Annotated in this window: 7 protein-coding genes and 2 pseudogenes; all 9 read left to right on the top strand. The window is 32.7% G+C overall.

The window, feature by feature from the left end; genetic code table 11:
* The first annotated feature begins 106 nt into the window (after positions 1-106).
* Positions 107-451, top strand: coding sequence for a PadR family transcriptional regulator (locus CLOCEL_RS17980; protein WP_010073614.1), 345 nt, complete (start codon positions 107-109; stop codon positions 449-451).
* Positions 444-1,424: a permease prefix domain 1-containing protein gene (locus tag CLOCEL_RS17975; protein WP_010073613.1), complete on the top strand. Its 981-nt coding sequence runs from the start codon at positions 444-446 to the stop codon at positions 1,422-1,424. Before CLOCEL_RS17980 ends, CLOCEL_RS17975 begins: the two co-directional genes overlap by 8 nt.
* Before the next feature lie 257 nt (positions 1,425-1,681).
* Complete coding sequence (locus CLOCEL_RS22640) at positions 1,682-12,286, top strand: polymorphic toxin-type HINT domain-containing protein (RefSeq protein WP_013291929.1); 10,605 nt, start codon at positions 1,682-1,684, stop codon at positions 12,284-12,286.
* A 14-nt stretch (positions 12,287-12,300) separates the two neighbouring features.
* On the top strand, positions 12,301-12,915 hold the full coding sequence (locus CLOCEL_RS17965; protein WP_010073610.1) for an immunity 26/phosphotriesterase HocA family protein: 615 nt from the start codon (positions 12,301-12,303) through the stop codon (positions 12,913-12,915).
* 289 nt (positions 12,916-13,204) lie between these two features.
* Positions 13,205-15,286, top strand: a complete 2,082-nt coding sequence (locus CLOCEL_RS23345; protein WP_013291928.1) for an RHS repeat-associated core domain-containing protein — start codon at positions 13,205-13,207, stop codon at positions 15,284-15,286.
* 17 nt (positions 15,287-15,303) lie between these two features.
* Positions 15,304-15,630: a DUF6572 domain-containing protein gene (locus CLOCEL_RS17955; protein WP_010073607.1), complete on the top strand. Its 327-nt coding sequence runs from the start codon at positions 15,304-15,306 to the stop codon at positions 15,628-15,630.
* Between the two features lie 198 nt (positions 15,631-15,828).
* Positions 15,829-16,458, top strand: a pseudogene (locus tag CLOCEL_RS17945) (polymorphic toxin-type HINT domain-containing protein); the annotation flags it as partial.
* A gap of 32 nt (positions 16,459-16,490) precedes the next feature.
* Positions 16,491-16,844 (top strand): hypothetical protein, encoded by a 354-nt coding sequence (locus tag CLOCEL_RS17940; protein ID WP_010073605.1) that lies wholly within the window; start codon positions 16,491-16,493, stop codon positions 16,842-16,844.
* Between the two features lie 94 nt (positions 16,845-16,938).
* A pseudogene (locus CLOCEL_RS17935) lies at positions 16,939-17,652 on the top strand (polymorphic toxin-type HINT domain-containing protein); the annotation flags it as partial.
* Between the last annotated feature and the right edge of the window lie 2 nt (positions 17,653-17,654).

Below are 17,654 nucleotides of genomic sequence, written 5' to 3'. Positions count from 1 at the left end.
AACTTAGGAATTAATTTTTTAGAATATATAAAGGGTAATAACATCATAGCATAAACTACTTTACACTATAGAGTAGTTTATGATATGATGTTAATGAGGTGGTAAAATGTTTCAAATAAACAAGGAAATGATAAAAGGATATATTGAAAGCATAATATTAAGTTTGTTGGAAATTGAAGATATGTATGGTTATGATATTGTAAAAAAGATAAAAAATATATGCGAAGAAACCTTTGAAATTAAAGAAGGGACAATGTATGTAGTTTTAAAAAGGCTTGAAAATAACAAGCTTATAGAATCATACTGGGATGATTCAGAAAGTGGCGGAGGAAGGCGAAGATACCATCATATAACTGATGAAGGTAAAAAATATTTAGAAAATGCTAAAGATGAATGGCAATTTTTTAAAAGAATAATAGATAAGTTTTTGGAGGCGAATAAAAATGGATAGTATTGATAAATATTTGAATTCTATATATAAGAGTACAAGTGATTCATCAATGGAAACAGAAGACTTAAAACAAGAAATGCGGATTCATTTAGTGGAAACTGCAAAGGAACTTCAAGAAAACGGGTTTTCTGAAGAGGAAAGTATTAGGATGGCTATAGAAAGATTTGGTGAAGAATTTCAGTTAAGAGATGAAGTAAATCAAGTAGTAAAGCTTCAAAAAATATTTTCCTATAAAACCTTATTTGCATCACTAATATTGTTAGTAATATCTCTAATATTGTTTATAACATCGATTTTTGTTCAACAAGACTATCGAAGAAGATTTGATAGTATGAATGCTCAAACTAAGGAAATAGAACAAAAGTTAATAAATGGAGGAATCATTAGAGTTGATGCTTATATGAAAGAACTTTTTAAAGATGAAAGCAATAATCAACTTACATATGTAGCGATAAAGGAATTACCACAAAACTTCGATTGGAATACTAGCCATGAAACATTTGCCGGAGAAGTAAAGTATAGTTATCCTGAAACAATAGAAGATCAGTATTATTGGAATAGATTTGGACATGAAGTAACGTCAAACAATATTAGATACTTACTAGAAACAGGCGTAAAAACTTCTGCCAATACAGATAATTGTAGTATATATATTGGAGCGGGAATCTTCACCTTTTTATTGTCTTGGCTGCTGTTGATAATATGGTCAATTAAAAATATTAACAGACGTGGAAAATTAAATGCTAGTCGTTGTATATTATTAGGCTTAACAGGTATTATTGGATATTTTATCATTCTAAAGCTTACTAATGATAGCAATATTGTTGAGTCTAGAAACAATAAAATTATAAATATAGGTGTATCATGTTTAATAATGATTATAGTTTTTTTGGTAATCTGTGGGTTAGCTCTATTGTATATAATTCAAGAACCTTATAGATTTCATCGGTTAAATCAATTGATTTTTGGGTAAAAGGATTTTTAAATGGTTTATATTATATAAGTTATGAAGCGACTTTCTTGCAACATATATAAATTAACGGCAAATACCCCTAATGACATATATTAATTGTCATTAGGGGTATTTGCTTATTTTAAGAGATAATATCCTTTTTAATGAAAATATGTAGATAGATTTTGGGAAAATAACGCAATAACTTGCTTTTAACTTGATAATTTGTAATATTATAACTATAATGGTGCATATATGTAATTATCAGGGGGTGTAAAATGAAACGTAATGTCTTAATAAGAGTCACGTGTATCTTTCTAATTTTCTCTAATCTTTTATTTTCTTTTAATGAAGCCTTTGTATATGCAGCTGGAAATATATCAGCAATACAAGAAAAAGGTCAGTATTATGGAGAAGACATAAACAAGATAAATGAAAAAATAGAAACTGCAAAAGAAACAGAAAGCACAACTACAAAGGATCTTAGAAAACCAAGTGTAGCTAAAGAAGAGAAAGATGAAACCTATAGTGAAGATAAAGAAGTAGTAAGCAAAAGAACAGCTAATAGTAAAACCTATAAGCTTGATGAAAAAACAGAAGTAAAAGAAATATATTTTGACAAAGTGAATTTTAAAGATGAAAGTGGAAATTATCAAGAGGTTGATAATACGCTAGCTTTAAATGAGAAGGAAGAAAGTTATAAAAATAAAGCTAATGATTATCAGGTTGAATTTCCTACGGAAATAACTAAGGACAAAGGAATAGCAATAGAAAAAGGAAAAGCAGTTATCACTTTATTTCCTATTGAAGGGGATTTTTCAAGGAGTGCAGCTAAGGAAAATGCAATTTTATATAATGATGTTTTTCAAGGAATAGATTATCAGTACACTGTAAATAGTGATGCTGTTAAAGAAGATATTATTCTTAATCATTATGTTGATAAATTTACCTTTAAGTATGAAGTTAGTGCAAAAGGGCTAGACTTAAAAGAAGAATTTAATTCTATAAGAGGATATGAGCCAAGCAAAAAAGAACCTACTATTATATTAAATGCGCCTGTAATGACAGATGCCTCTGGAAAAATTAATAGTAACTTAAAAATAAAATTAGAAAAGAGATTATTTGCTAAGGATATTGTTACTGTAACCGTAGACGAAAACTGGCTTAAGTCTCCAGAAAGAGCGTATCCAGTAAAGATTGACCCAGCTGTAAGCTTTTATAATTCTGATTTTAACGTAGCCTCAGCAGAAGAAAATTCTCCAGACACTAATACTTTAAACAATGGGTATACCTATGTGGGTATGGATGATGGAGTTGCTTCAGGGAATAACAATTATATTATCAATGGATTTCAGAAAACTAGAACTTATGTTAAGTTTGATGTTGCATCTAAGGTTCCACAAGGAGCAACTATTGTATCAGCAAATCTTCAATTATATAAATATACTAAGTTTAGCGATGCTCCAAGGGAGATTGGATTATACGGTGTAAATGATGGTTATGATATAAGCACACTTACTTGGAATAATCAGCCTAAAAATAAGGATTTTTATTCTTCAGCAATTATAAATAGTGGTGTTGGTTTTATAAGCTGGGATATTAAGTCCTTAGTCAACGATTGGATAAATGGTAAACCGAATAATGGAATTGTTTTGCAAGGATTAAATGAGACAGAACAATGTGAAACCTTTGCAACACAAAATAATGAATATGAGGGAAATAGGCCAAAGGTTGATATTATTTATGAGTTTGTAGACGGGGTAGATACTACAATGCCCTTTGGACTATCCACTGTTAATTTAAGACCAATCACTGAGCATGATAGTGAGGGTTCTTTAAGAGTTGATGGAATAACTGTTGATGGACTAGTAAAACCAACTGCAAAAGTAGACTATCAGCTAGATGTTAAAAATCCTGATTATAAAGGAACTGTACCTGCTGAATATGTTTATAAGTATCCAGATGGAACTATGTATTCAAGCATTTTTCCTAATGCCTATGTGCATAAAGGTAAGGATAGTAACTGGCAAGCAGATAAGATATTAACACCAAAGTTGGATAGGTTATATAGAATCATGGTAACTGCCAAGTTAAATGGTCAAACTGCTGGCCCTAGTTACAGTGATTATTTTCAGATTTATCAAATTCAAGCTAAGGATACAATACCGTATATAGCAAGTTTTTATGGAGTTCCTAACTCTGTGATTATGAGTGATAACAAGGTTGGAGATACTCTACTTATTGAAGGAAATACTTTATTTATAAGAAATCCTAAGACAAATGCAGGTAAACCATATACACCTCCGTCCTTGACAGATGCGAGAAAAAAAGAAATAGATAGTGCCCTTATGGGAAGAAAGAAACATTGTATTTATGGTTTTGAACCAATAAATCTTCTTACTGGTAATTTTCTATATGAAGCTGATGACGCTAGTGCAGCAGATTATAACGGAAATTTTCTAATAAAGAGAACTTATAATTCTATAGGAGACAGCCATGACGGGTATTTTGGTTCAAGATGGGATTTCAATTTTAACAAATCTTTATCAATACTTAAGGATAGAACCATAGTATTTAGTCAAGGTGATGGAAGTACAATTTACTATAGAAGAAATCCTGATGGGAGCTATAGTGGGCCAGCAGGGGAAAATCTAAAACTTTCTTTAGTCAACGATGAAAGTAGAAAAAATATAGGCTATCAGATAACTGATGGTATAACTACGTATTTGTTCACTAAAATGGGACTTTTAGATTCTGAAATAGATGAAAAAGGCAATACTACAAAGCTTACTTATAATGAAGATTATAAGCTAACCAGTATAACTTCTCCTTCAGGTAAAGTTTTTACAATAGCTTTAAATGGAGAAGGAAGAATCAGTAGCATCACTTTACCAAGTAGCAGTAGCTTAAGATATAGTTATGATGGAAGTGGAAACTTAGTTTCTTATATAGATGCTAATGGAAATGAAACAAAGTACCAATATGATGGCAACGGAAGAATGGTTTCTTTTATTGATGCAAAAGGAAATATTGTTGTAACTAATACTTACGATGAGCAAGGTCGTGTTACTGTGCAAACCGATGCTCAAGGTAAAAAAGTATCCATAAGCTACAATAATGGCTACTCTGAAGCAATAGATGCCAATGGAAATAAAACTCAATACTATTATGATTCTCAGTATAGAATAACTAAAACTGTAAGAGCTGATGGAACAGAAGAAGCAATTACCTATGACAGCAATAACAATGTAAAAACTTCAACAGATGCTTTAGGTCATACTACAACTTATGAGTATGATAGTAGAGGAAATAAAACTAAGGAAAGTAGATATGATGGTAAGGTAAAGCTTTTTCAGTATGATGATAGAGATAATCCAATAGCTATAACTGATTTTGAAGGTAATACTACCACAATGGCTTATGACAGCAATAGAAATCTGTTAAAAATAACAAGGGCAGATAGCAATACCTTTGAGTATTCCTACAATGATAAAAATCAGGTGATTTCCGCAAAAGATCCAGAGGGAAGTATATACAAATATGAATACGATGGAGCAAATGTATCACAAGCTACAGATGCCAAAGGAAATGTATATAAGTATTACTACAATGCTATGGGGAAAGTTATTTCTATAGAAGATCCTTTAGGAAAAATCACAAGAATAGCTTACGATGCAAAAGGAAATGAGTTAAGTACCACATTACCTGATGGTGGAATAGTAACATATACTTATGATGCTAATAGTAACAAGGCTTCAGTAACTGATGGTAACAAAAACGTATCAAATTTTCAGTATGATAGCTTAAACAGAATAGTTAAAGCAATAGATCCTTTTGGAAACAAAACTACTTACAACTATGATGCAAATGGAAATAAAGTAGAAGAAATCAATCAAGAAGGATATGCTAAAGGATACCAATACGACAAATTAAACAGACTTATAAAGATAATAGACGCAGAACAAGGTGAGACAACCTATGAAAGAGATCCTTTAGGTAATATTATTTCCACAACAGACCCTAAGGGTAATAAATCTACTTACACTTATAATTACACAGTAAATAAGATTGAAAAAGCAATTGGAGCAAAGGGTCAAACCTTAGTAAATAAGTATGATGGCCAAGGGAATCTTTTAGAATTAACATTGCCAGATGGTAACGTGAAAAAATATAAGTATGATAACCTATATAGGTTAGTACAATTAACAGATATAAATGGGGTTATTACGGATACTACTTATGACAAACTAGGTAGAATTTCTTACATTAAAGATAGTCTTGATAGAGAATATCACTATAACTATGATAGCAACAGCAATCTAATCAGTACAAAGGATCCACTAGGCTACGTAGTAAGCTATACTTATGATGCAAGAAACAAGGTAACTTCCTTAACCGATGAAGAAGGAAAAACTACTAAATATAATTATAATGACATAGGAAACTTAGAAACAGTTATTGATCCTCTTGGAAACTCTAAGTCCTATGAATATGACTTAAATGGAAACCTAAAATCAGAAACTTCACCTAACGGAGATAAAAAAATCTACAATTATGATGGTCTAAACAGATTAATATCTTCAGTAGATCCTCTTAAAAATATTACTCAGTATGTTTACGATAAAGCTGGTAATGTAGCTAAGATGATAGATCCTTTAGGTAAGGAAACTAGATACGAATACAGTGGTAACAACCATCAAACTAAAGTAACAGATGCTTTAGATGAAGTTGTCCAAATGAAGTACGATAAAAACGGAAACTTGACTAGCCTTATATATCCAAATGGTGACGTAGTTACTATGGAATACGATGAAAGCAATAGATTGATTTCATCCACTGATGCTGCTGGCTTAAGGAAAAGTTATAGCTATGACAGCATGGGGAGAGTGCTAAGTAAGGAAGATAACGCTGATAATAAGCTTACTAATGTTTATGATGATAAAGGAAGGCTTATAGAACAAAAAGATGTATTGGGAAGAACTATAAAATACAGCTATGACTTATTAGGAAATATAACGGAAAAAGTTAATGCTGATGGAAATAAAACTACCTATGAATATGACAAAAGAAATAGGGTGGTAAAGGTTACAGATCCTGAAGGCAAGGTTACAACTATAACTTACGACGGATTAAACAGGATAACAGGAAAAATAGAATTAGCAGGTAAAAAATATCAATATCACTATGATGATATTGGAAATCTTATTAAAGTAATAGACCCATTAGATAATTCAACCTCTTATGCATATGATAAAAATCAAAACTTAATCCAAGTTACTAATGCAAAAGGTGCATCAAAGAATTATCAGTATGATCCATTGGATAGGCTTATAAGCTTTGCTGATGAAAAGGGTAATACAACAAAGTTATCCTATGACCCTAGAGGAAGCTTAATAAAAGTCCAAGACCCTATGGACAACATCACTCAGTATAAATATGATGCCTTAAACAGATTAGAGATGAAGGTAGATGGTCTAGGCTTTGACACTCAATATCAGTATGATAGCTTAAATAATATCATTGCAGAAATTGATGCTAAAGGAAATAAGACAAGCTATGAATATAATAAGCATGGTCTTCAAACAAAGAACGTAGATCCTTTAGGCGGAGTAACAGAATTTCAATATGATTTAAATGATAGGCTTATTTCTAAAATCAATCCTATGGGTGAAAACTATAGTTATTCTTATGATAAAGTTCAAAGGATAACCTCTATAACTGACCCAGAAGGATATTCAAAGAAATTTACTTATGATGAATTAGGCAATTTATCAAAGCTAGAGGATTCAGAAGGAAGTATAGCAACTTATACTTATGATAAGATGCATAAGCTGTTAACAGAAAAGAATACCATAGGAAATGTAACTTCTTATAAATACAATAGCGAAGGAAACCTTAGTTCCATAAAAGAAGCAAATGGAAATATAAATTTCTATGAGTATGATGCTTTAGATAGAATCAATAAGATGACAGATCCAGAAAGTAAGGTTACAAAGGTTGAATATGATTCCTTAGGAAATGTAACCAAGGTAACAAAGCCTGGCAATAGAGATTATAAGTACAGTTATGATGCTACAAATAATCTTGAAGCAGTTACAAATCCTTTAGGTGAAACAACTAGTTATACCTATAATAAAAATAACTTGGTTGATTCAGTTACAAATCCTATAGGAAGCAAAACTTCATATAAATATAATGCTCTTAACTTGGTTTCAGAAGTAGCAAATCCAGTAGGTGGAGTTACTAAATATGATTACGATAAAAATCAGAATTTAGCTTCTGTAATAGATGGAAACAATAATAAAACTTCTTATGATTACGATCAGCTAAATAGAGTAGTAAAAGCAACTGACCCAAGAGGAAGCGAAACTAAATATGGTTATGATAAGTCAAGCAATCTTGTTTCTATGGTAAATGGCAATGGAAATGAGACAAAATATTCTTATGATAAAGTGGGAAGAGTTACATCTGTGACTAATCCTCTTGGAGAAAAAGAAAGCTTTACCTATAACCCAGTAGGGACTTTATCAAGCTATACAAAACCTGATGGAACAAAAACAAATTACGATTATGATAAGCTTAACAGGCTTGTTGCAAAAGAATATAGAGATTCAAAGGGCGCAACGGTAAAAGATGAAGATGTAAGCTATGAGTATGACATAAGTGGAAATCGTACTAAGTTAAAGGGACCAGAAGGAGATACAAATTACAGTTATGACAAAATGGGAAGACTCACTTCCGTTTCTTTCTCAACAGGAGAAAAGGTTAAATATAGCTTTGATAGTTTAGGAAGAAAATCTAAGATTACATATCCAGATGGTAAGTTTGTAAGGTACAACTATGATGAATTAGATAGATTGATTTTCGTAGAAAACTGGAAGTGTGAAAAAACTTTTTATTCTTATGACAGTGCAGGAAGAAGAAAAGAAGCACTGCTTCCAAATGGAACTAAAGTAATTTACTCTTACGATGAAGCTGATAGAATAACAAAGCTTGAAAATATAAGCTGGCATGGAAAAGTTATATCAAGCTTTGAATATCAATATGACAAAGCTAGAAATATAGTAAAGGAAAAAGCTACTCAAGGCTATGATTGTTATATAAGAACCTATAGTTATGATGGTTCCAATGAAATCATATCCTTCACTGAGGAAAAGTATGGCGAGTGTTTAAAGTTTGAAGCTAAGAAATATGAGTATAGCTATGATAAAGCAGGAAATCGTATAGCAGTAGAAGTAAAGGATAATCATGGAACTGAGTCTACTACTTATAATTACAATGCTGCCGACGAACTGATAAGTGAAAAGACTGAAGGTACTAATATAAAGTATCAGTATGATAAGAATGGAAATAGAATCAAGAAGATTTATCCTGGACAGAAAACAGAGTATTATCAGTATGATTTAGAGGACAGATTAATCCAACTTACGAACCCTAATGGAGAGGTGCTTACCTTTGGATACGATAGTGATGGAAATAGATTATTTTCAACCTATGGAATCTTCTTTAAACCACAGCCATATAAGCCAGATAGTAATCATGATGATAATCCTGGTGGAAATAATTCAACAGGGAACAATAATGGAAGTGACCCTAAGGATAACGACAAACCAAAGGATAATTCAGGAAGTAACAATGGCAGTGATTCAAAAGATAAGGACAAGCCCAAGGAAGACTCAGGGAATGATGGTAAAGATAAAACTAAGGAGTATTCTGGAAGCAATAGTGGAAATAAACCTAAAGATGATTGTAATAATGGACAAAATGGTAACAATTCAGGGCACGGCCACGGTCATCATTGCCCTAAAGATAATACAGGTCATAACCATAATCCTAAAGATAATCAATGGTGGAATCCCTATAAATATGGTGGTGGAATACACTGGAGTTTTGAAATCAGAAATCCCTTCAATTATTACGATGGAGGCTACTACGATTTTGGAACTGGAAGGATAGAGGTAGTTCTGGATTTAGATACAGAAACTACTGGAGAGAGTTCTACAAATAGCAACACTACTGATACAACAAACCAGCAAAATAAGGATACAAATGCTGGAAAGGTTGGAGAAGAAGGTTCCAAAACTGATAATGGTAAAACAGAAACAAAGGATGATGAAAAAGGAAACCAAGAAAAATCAGAAGATAATTCAGATTCATCAAATTCATCAGAATCAGAACAGTCTAACAAAACTGTATTTGGTAAGTGTGCAGATGGAATAAAAGCAGCAGCTCACTTTGTAGCAAACTGTTTTAAGAAAATAGGAAATGCCATTAAAAAAGCAGCAAATGGTATAAAGAATTTCTTCAAAGGACTCTTTGGAACGTCAAAACACAATAAGGAAGCTGCTTCTGGAGCCTTGCCAGGAGAAAAATCTAATACTGGAGTTGGGGAAGATAAGGTAGAAACCAGCGAAAGTAGCAAAGAAAATAGTGGCGATAGTAATGACGATGAAAACTATAGTGTAGCTAAGAGCAGTAACGAAACTCAGCAAGATAAGAGCATCAGCTATAAAAGTGGACAAAGTGGCGTCAACAACAAGAACGACGAAGAAAATGGGGAATATGGCAAAAATAATGGCAATGGATATGGCGACGGAAAAAGCAACAGCAACAATAATGGTTATGGTTATGGGCATGATAATGAAGACAACAACGGCAACCATCTAGGCTGGTATAAAAAATCAAAATACCCAAGTAATCCAGGAAAACAAACCCCACTACTGTTCCCACAAAACTATGAGATAATCAATTATGTAAATGATGTATCTTTAGATAATGCAGAAGTATTAATGACTTCAGATGAACATGGATTTTATACAAATGCTTACACCTATGGTCTAGATAGAATATCAGAAGATAGCTTAACAGCATACTTCCATATATGGTCAGACTCATCCTTCTATTTATATGATGGAAGAGGCAGTGTAGCACAAGTATCAAATATATTTGAACAAGTAACGGATAAATATAACTACAATCCATATGGAGAAGTAAAACATGGAGGCTTCTGGGGAGATAGTAAGACTCATTATGAAAACTTCTACGGATATAATGGAGAAGATTATAATAGACTTAGTGGCTTACAGTATCTAAGAGCAAGATATTATGAACCAGAGACAGGAAGATTCCTAACAAGGGATAGTTATTTAGGCAATGTAATGCAGCCACTCACTTTAAACAGGTATGCTTATGCAGTAAATAATCCAATGATGTATACGGATCCAAGTGGACATTGGCCAGGTTGGCTTGATAATGCAGTCTCAAAGGTAAAAGATTTTGTTAGTGATGTTGTGGATACGGTAGTAGATTATGGATCTAAAGCACTATCTTATGTAACAAATGCTGTATCAAATGCCTATGACTATGTAAGTGATAAGGTAAGTAGCTGGTATAGTTCGGCGGAAGAAACTGTAGATAATTTTGTATCTTATGCAGAGGAAAAGATTGATGAAGCTAAAGAGGTTGTTTCTAACACCATTGAGAGGGTGGAACAGCTAGCAGAGCCGATAATTTCTACGATAAATTATCCAAATGAAGTGGTCAGAACGGTAATTGATACGGTGAAGAAGGGCTGTGAAGGTGCTCAGTATGTTGTAAGCAAAGCTTATGAATACAAGGAGCAAATCCTAGACGGAGTACAGTTGGCTTTAGATATAGCTGGATTTGTACCAATTGTTGGTGATGTACTAGATGGTGTTAATGGAGTAATATCTTTAGCAAGAGGAAACACAGTAGATGCAGCTTTAAGCTTTGCATCGATGATACCATTTGTTGGTGATGCTGCAAAGGTAGGAAAATATGCAGTTAAGGCGGAAAAGGCTTTTGAGGTTGTTAATGCAACAGATAAAGCTATAGACTTGGTAAGAGATGGGCGAAATGCAGTAGATGTAACTAAAGCACTAGAGAAAGGTCTAAGTAAAGCTGACTTTATATCTGCACCTGGTGGAATTATAGTAAAGGCTGAAGATTATATTACTGATGCTTCTAGGATGTTGCCTAATGGAGATAAAGGTGGTTGTTTTGTAGCAGGTACAAGAATAATTACTGAACAAGGAAATAAACCTATAGATGAAATAAAGATAGGAGATAAGGTTCTTTCTAGGAATGCTGAAACAGGGGAACAAGACTATAAAGAAGTAAAGAATGTTTTTATAAAAGAAGTTGATACTTTAGTACATCTAGAGATAGAAGGTAATAAAATTGATACTACAGAAAATCATCCATTCTGGGTAGAAGATAAGGGATGGATACCAGCAGGGGAGCTGAAGGAAGGAGATAGGGTTCTTTTAGCGTCTGGTAAGATAACGCAAGTTAGCAAGGTTACAGTGGAGAAACTAGGTAAGCCAGTAAAGGTATATAATTTTGAGGTGGCTGATTGGCATACATATTTTGTTTCAGAGGCTGGGGTATTCGTTCATAACAAGTGTAATGTGGACGTATTTAAGCCAGACTTTGTAGTTGATCCTAATGGAACTGTATTGAAGGGTGAAGATTATATTAGGGATCCTTCTAGGATGTTGCCTGGGGGTAAAGTGGTAGAAAGTAGCTCTATCTCAGAGGATACTCTAAAATGGTTAAATAAAGGGGATGCAGAGGATATTGTATACTATGGAATTAAAAATGGAGAAGAAGTGTATACAGGAATTACTAAACAAGAATTAGCTAAGCGATTATATCAGCATAACTATAATGGCAAAGGCTTTGATAATTTAGTTGAACAAGTTAATGGGCTTACTAGAAACCAAGCTAGGGCTATAGAGCAATATCTAATTGAAAATGGTCCTGCAAATGCAATTAATAAGATGAACAGCATAAGTCCCAATTCAAAGTATTATCCTGAAGCTTTGCAATGGGCTGAGAATTTCATTAAGAAATTAAAATAGAAAGAGGAATACATATGATTAATAAAGCCAATGAAAATCCAATATCAAGTGAATGGAAAAAAAGATATTCTGAGCAAATAGTAGAGATAAGACAAAAATTAGATGCTTTAGATCAAATGAAACCTAAGGATTATCAATTACGATTAATAAAAAAAACAAAAAAAGAGTTGAAAGTGGGAGACATTTTTGTTTTAAGTCCTAGAGAGAACATCTTTTTTTATGGTAAGGTTCTAAAGACAAATATAGATCATATCGAACATGATACTTTTGTACAGGGAAAAAATGTTATATTTATTTTTAATAATAAAACTACTAAACTTGATATAGGTGATTATAACCCTAATTATTCACAACTATTAATAAGGCCAGCTATTGTGGATATAAGTTATTGGAACAAAGGTTTATTTTATACTGTAGGTAATGTTGGGATATCTGAATATGAAGAAAATTTGGATTATGGATTTTATAGGATTGGAATTAATTCAAATTGGTATTGCAAAGAAGATGGAAGATTGTTGGAAGGTAAACCTAAAATTCTCGGTGTTTATGGAATTACAACAATGACGGGAATTGCTTTGCAAGTTGAAAAAGAATTGATAATAAATCCTAAGTTGCTTAAATTTAATTAAAACTATAACAAGGTAATACTTGTTTAACCTGGTATAATCATAAAAAAGATTTACTGGGTATTTTTTTATTTATAATTTGATATGTGTGGTTATTTAATTATTATGTAAATATTTAAAGATAAAGTGAGTTCAGCATAGTTACTAACTTACCATTAAAAACTTAATTCTTGTAGCAAACTGTTTTAAGAAAATAGGAAATGCCATTAAAAAAGCAGCAAATTGTATAAAGAATTTCTTCAAAGGACTCTTTGGAAAGTCAAAGGACAACAAGGAAGCTGCCGCTGGGGCTTTGTCAGGAGAAAAATCTGATACTGTAGCTGGAGAAGATAAAGTAGACCCCAACGAAATTAACAAAGAAAATAGTGGCGATAGTAATGAATCTAGTAATAACAGCAATGGAAATAGTGTAATTAGTGACAATAGTATTGGAAACAAAAGCACAAGTAATGATAAGTCCCATGAAAGCTATAGCGTAGTTGATAGTAACAATGAAATTCAGAAAAATAAGAGCATCAGCTATAAAAGTGGACAAAGTGGCGACAGCAACAATGGTAATGAAGAAAATGAGGGATATGGCAAAAATAATGGTTATGGGCATGATAATGAAGACAACAACGGTAACCATTTAGGTTGGTACAAAAAATCAAAATACCCAAGCAATCCAGGAAAACAAACCCCACTACTGTTCCCACAAAACTATGAGATAATCAACTATGTAAATGATGTATCTCTGGATAATGCAGAAGTATTGATGACCTCAGATGAACATGGATTCTATACAAATGCATATACTTATGGTTTAGATAGAATATCAGAAGATAGTTTAACATCATATTTCCATATATGGTCAGACTCATCCTTCTATTTATATGATGGAAGAGGCAGTGTAGCACAAGTAGCAAACATATTTGAACAAGTAACGGATAAATATAACTACAATCCATATGGAGAAGTAAAACATGGAGGCTTCTGGGGAGATAGTAAGACTCATTATGAAAACTTCTACGGATATAACGGAGAAAATTATAATAGACTTAGTGGACTACAATATCTAAGAGCGAGATACTATGAACCAGAGACAGGAAGATTCCTAACAAGGGATAGTTATCTAGGTAATGTAATGCAGCCGCTTACTTTAAATAGGTATGCATATGCCGTAAATAATCCAATGATGTATACAGATCCAAGTGGGCATTGGCCAGGCTGGTTTGATAAAGCAGTTTCAAAGGCAAAAGAAGTTGTTAATGATGTAATTGATACGGTAGTAGATTACGGATCTAAAGCACTATCTTATGTAACAAATTTTGTATCAAATGCTTATGACTATGTAAGTGATAAAGTAAGTAGTTGGTATAATTCAGCTGAACAAACTGTAGATAACGTTGTATCCTATGCAGAGGAAAAGATTGATGAAGCTAAAGAGGTTGTTTCTAACACCATTGAGAGGGTGGAACAGCTAGCAGAGCCGATAATTTCTACGATAAATTATCCAAATGAAGTCGTAAGAACGGTAATGGAGACAGTTAAGAAGGGCTGTGAAGGTGCTCAGTATGTTCTAAGTAAGGCTTATGAATACAAAGACCAAATTCTAGACGGAGTACAGTTGGCTTTAGATATAGCAGGGTTTGTGCCAGTTGTAGGTGATGTACTAGATGGTGTTAATGGATTAATATCCTTAGCAAGAGGAAACACAGTAGATGCAGCTTTAAGCTTTGCATCGATGATACCATTCGTTGGTGATGCTGCAAAGGTAGGAAAGTATGCAGTTAAGGCGGAAAAAGCTTTTGAGGTTGTTAATGCAGCAGATAAAGCTATAGACTTGGTAAAAGACGGACAGAATGCAATAGATGTAATTAAGTCACTGGATAAAGGACTAACTAGACCTGACTTTATATCTGCACCGGGTGGAATTGTAGTAAAGGCTGAGGATTATGTTACTGATGCTTCTAGGATGTTGCCTGAGGGTGAAAAAGGGTTACTCCCAATGAATTTGCAGCTCTTTGCTAAAAAGTTAGATAAGTCTGATGTTTTAACACAGAACAAGAAAAATGGTAAATTATTTGAGGAGAGTGTGAAAAAAGATATCATAGAGAACCAAGGCCGTAAAACTGTGGCAGAACAAGTTACTATTAGGACTAAAGAAGGTGTTAAAGTAAGAGCAGATTTTTTAAGTATTGATGAGGCTACAGGAAATATAATAATTGAAGAAGCTAAATCATCAAGTACAGCACCACTTACTAAAAATCAAAAAATAGGTTTTCCTCAAATTGAAAAAGATGGGGGAGTTGTTGTAGGAAAAGGGAAACCGCCATTTACAAATGGTATAGAAATACCTCCAACTGGGGTTAAAATAATTAGGCCAGATAATTAAAGAAAGGATAATTTAAAATGTCATTGAAAAATATAAATACAGTAGATTTTATATCAACTGATAATGAAGAAAAAAATGTAACATTGACAATTACTGATGAATTGGATTGGGAAGATGAAATTAATCATTTAAGGTTAATTCAGGACAAAGTAAATAATTATCTTAGTTTTATTGAAAGTGGTGAATTGTATCAAACATATCCAACTTCGAAAGGTAAAAAGATAGAAATAGAGATTTATTGCAAATATGAATTGACAATAAATTGTGAAAAGCTATTCAAGAAATTGAAAAGGTTCCTTGATGATAATGGGTATGGGTTTAATTACAAAATGTTAGATGAGTAAATTAAGTAATAAACCAATTTTGTATTTTATATAAGAAAAGCATAGAGGTAAAACAAAACATGTAAGAAATCCTTTTGAACTTGATTAAAGATAAAAATAAAGTTCTGGTAGATCATAAAAGTATCTATTGGAGCTTTATCTTTTTATGGTATTTACTAAACGAAGAAGTAAAAAACGTATTTATACAAAGAAGTTGATACCTTAGTTTATCTAGAGATAGAAGGCAATAAAATTGATACCACAGAAAATCATCCATTCTGGGTAGAAGATAAGGGATGGACACCAGCAGGGGAACTGAAGGAAGGAGATAGGGTTCTTTTAGCTTCTGGTAAGATAACTCAAGTTAGCAAGGTTACAGTGGAGAAGCTAAGTAAGCCAGTAAAGGTATATAATTTTGAGGTGGCTGATTGGCATACATATTTTGTTTCAGAGGCTGGGGTATTCGTTCATAACAAGTGTAATGTGGATGTGACTGAAGCTAAGTTTATGACTTGGAATGAATTTCAGTCAGCAAATAAAGGAATGTATGATAATACAGGAATGAGCGATGCATGGACAAAATATAAAGAAGCAAACGGCATTGCATACGAAACAACAAGAAGCCAGACTACAAAAAGTATCTTTTTAAAGGAACTTGGGGCGAGTGGTAAGGCACCAAAATGGATGAATCAATGGTTGAGCGAAGGAAAAGTTCCTCCAGGATACGAAGTTGGCCATAAGGTTCCATTATCAATTGGTGGAGAAGATATTCCAAGCAACATGAGATTACTTGATGAGGCTTTTCATAAGCTACATCATAGTAAAGGGTTCTATAGGCCATGGCAGTAATGTTAGTAATATAGTATTTGAGGTGATCAGTAGTGGAGAAAACAAAAAAGATGCCAATAAGCATAAGTTATGGTGACTTTAAGACACGTGCAAGTGAATTTCTAGTACCGAATCCATATGATAATGGTGGATTAATAGGTATAAAGAGCGGTGCAGCGTATTTATATGGAGCTATATCATATATTGGAGTTGAAATATCAACATTAGATATAATTGATAAGATGACAGCGAATGGAATAAGTATCGGTAATGTTGATGACTATAAAGATAAACTGAATAAATATATTGATGAAATATATAAATACAAAATAAGTAATGTTATCGAAGGTGTATTGGATGAAAAGGGAAACGCTATTCTAAATAAGGTGGCAAATAAACCAGAATGATAATATTTAATAGGAAAATTAGCTACATAAAAATGTATAATCTAACCACAAAAAAGTTTAAATGATAATATTCAAGTAAAATTCTAGGAATGCTGAAACAGAAGAACAAGGCTATAAAGAAGTAAAGAATGTATTTATAAAAGAAGTTGATACTTTAGTACATCTAGAGATAGAAGGTAATAAAATTGATACTACAGACTGGGTAGAAGATAAGGGATGGACACCAGCAGGGGAGCTGAAGGAAGGAGATAGGGTTCTTTTAGCTTCTGGTAAGATAACTCAAGTTAGCAAAGTTACAGTGGAGAAGCTAGGTAAGCCAGTAAAGGTATATAATTTTGAGGTGGCTGATTGGCATACATACTTTGTTTCAGAGATTGGGGTATTTGTTCATGATAAGTGTAATGTGGATGTGACTGAAGGTAAGTTTATGACTTGGAATGAATTTCAGTCAGCAAATAAAGGAATGTACGATAATACGGGAATGAGCGAGGCATGGGGAAAATATAAAAAAACAAATGGTATTGATATAAATGCAACAAATGAAATTCATGGTAATTCATTATCAAATTTAAATACTAATTATGGTTATGCATTAGTAGATAAGGATACTGGTGAAATATTAAAGTTTGGAGAGACACTATATCCAGATACAAGGTATTCTAAGAGTTATCTAGAGAGTAAAAATGCTGAAATGAGAGTTTTGGAAAGTGGTAATAAGATAGATATGCACTATTGGCAGTATGATATGAATAAATATTACTTTGACAAATATGATACATACCCACCACTTAATCCTAATGGATGGTAGAG

It is taken from the genome of Clostridium cellulovorans 743B, assembly GCF_000145275.1.
GTDB classification, from domain to species: Bacteria; Bacillota; Clostridia; order Clostridiales; family Clostridiaceae; genus Clostridium_K; species Clostridium_K cellulovorans.
This window is presented reverse-complemented; position numbering and strand designations above follow the sequence as displayed.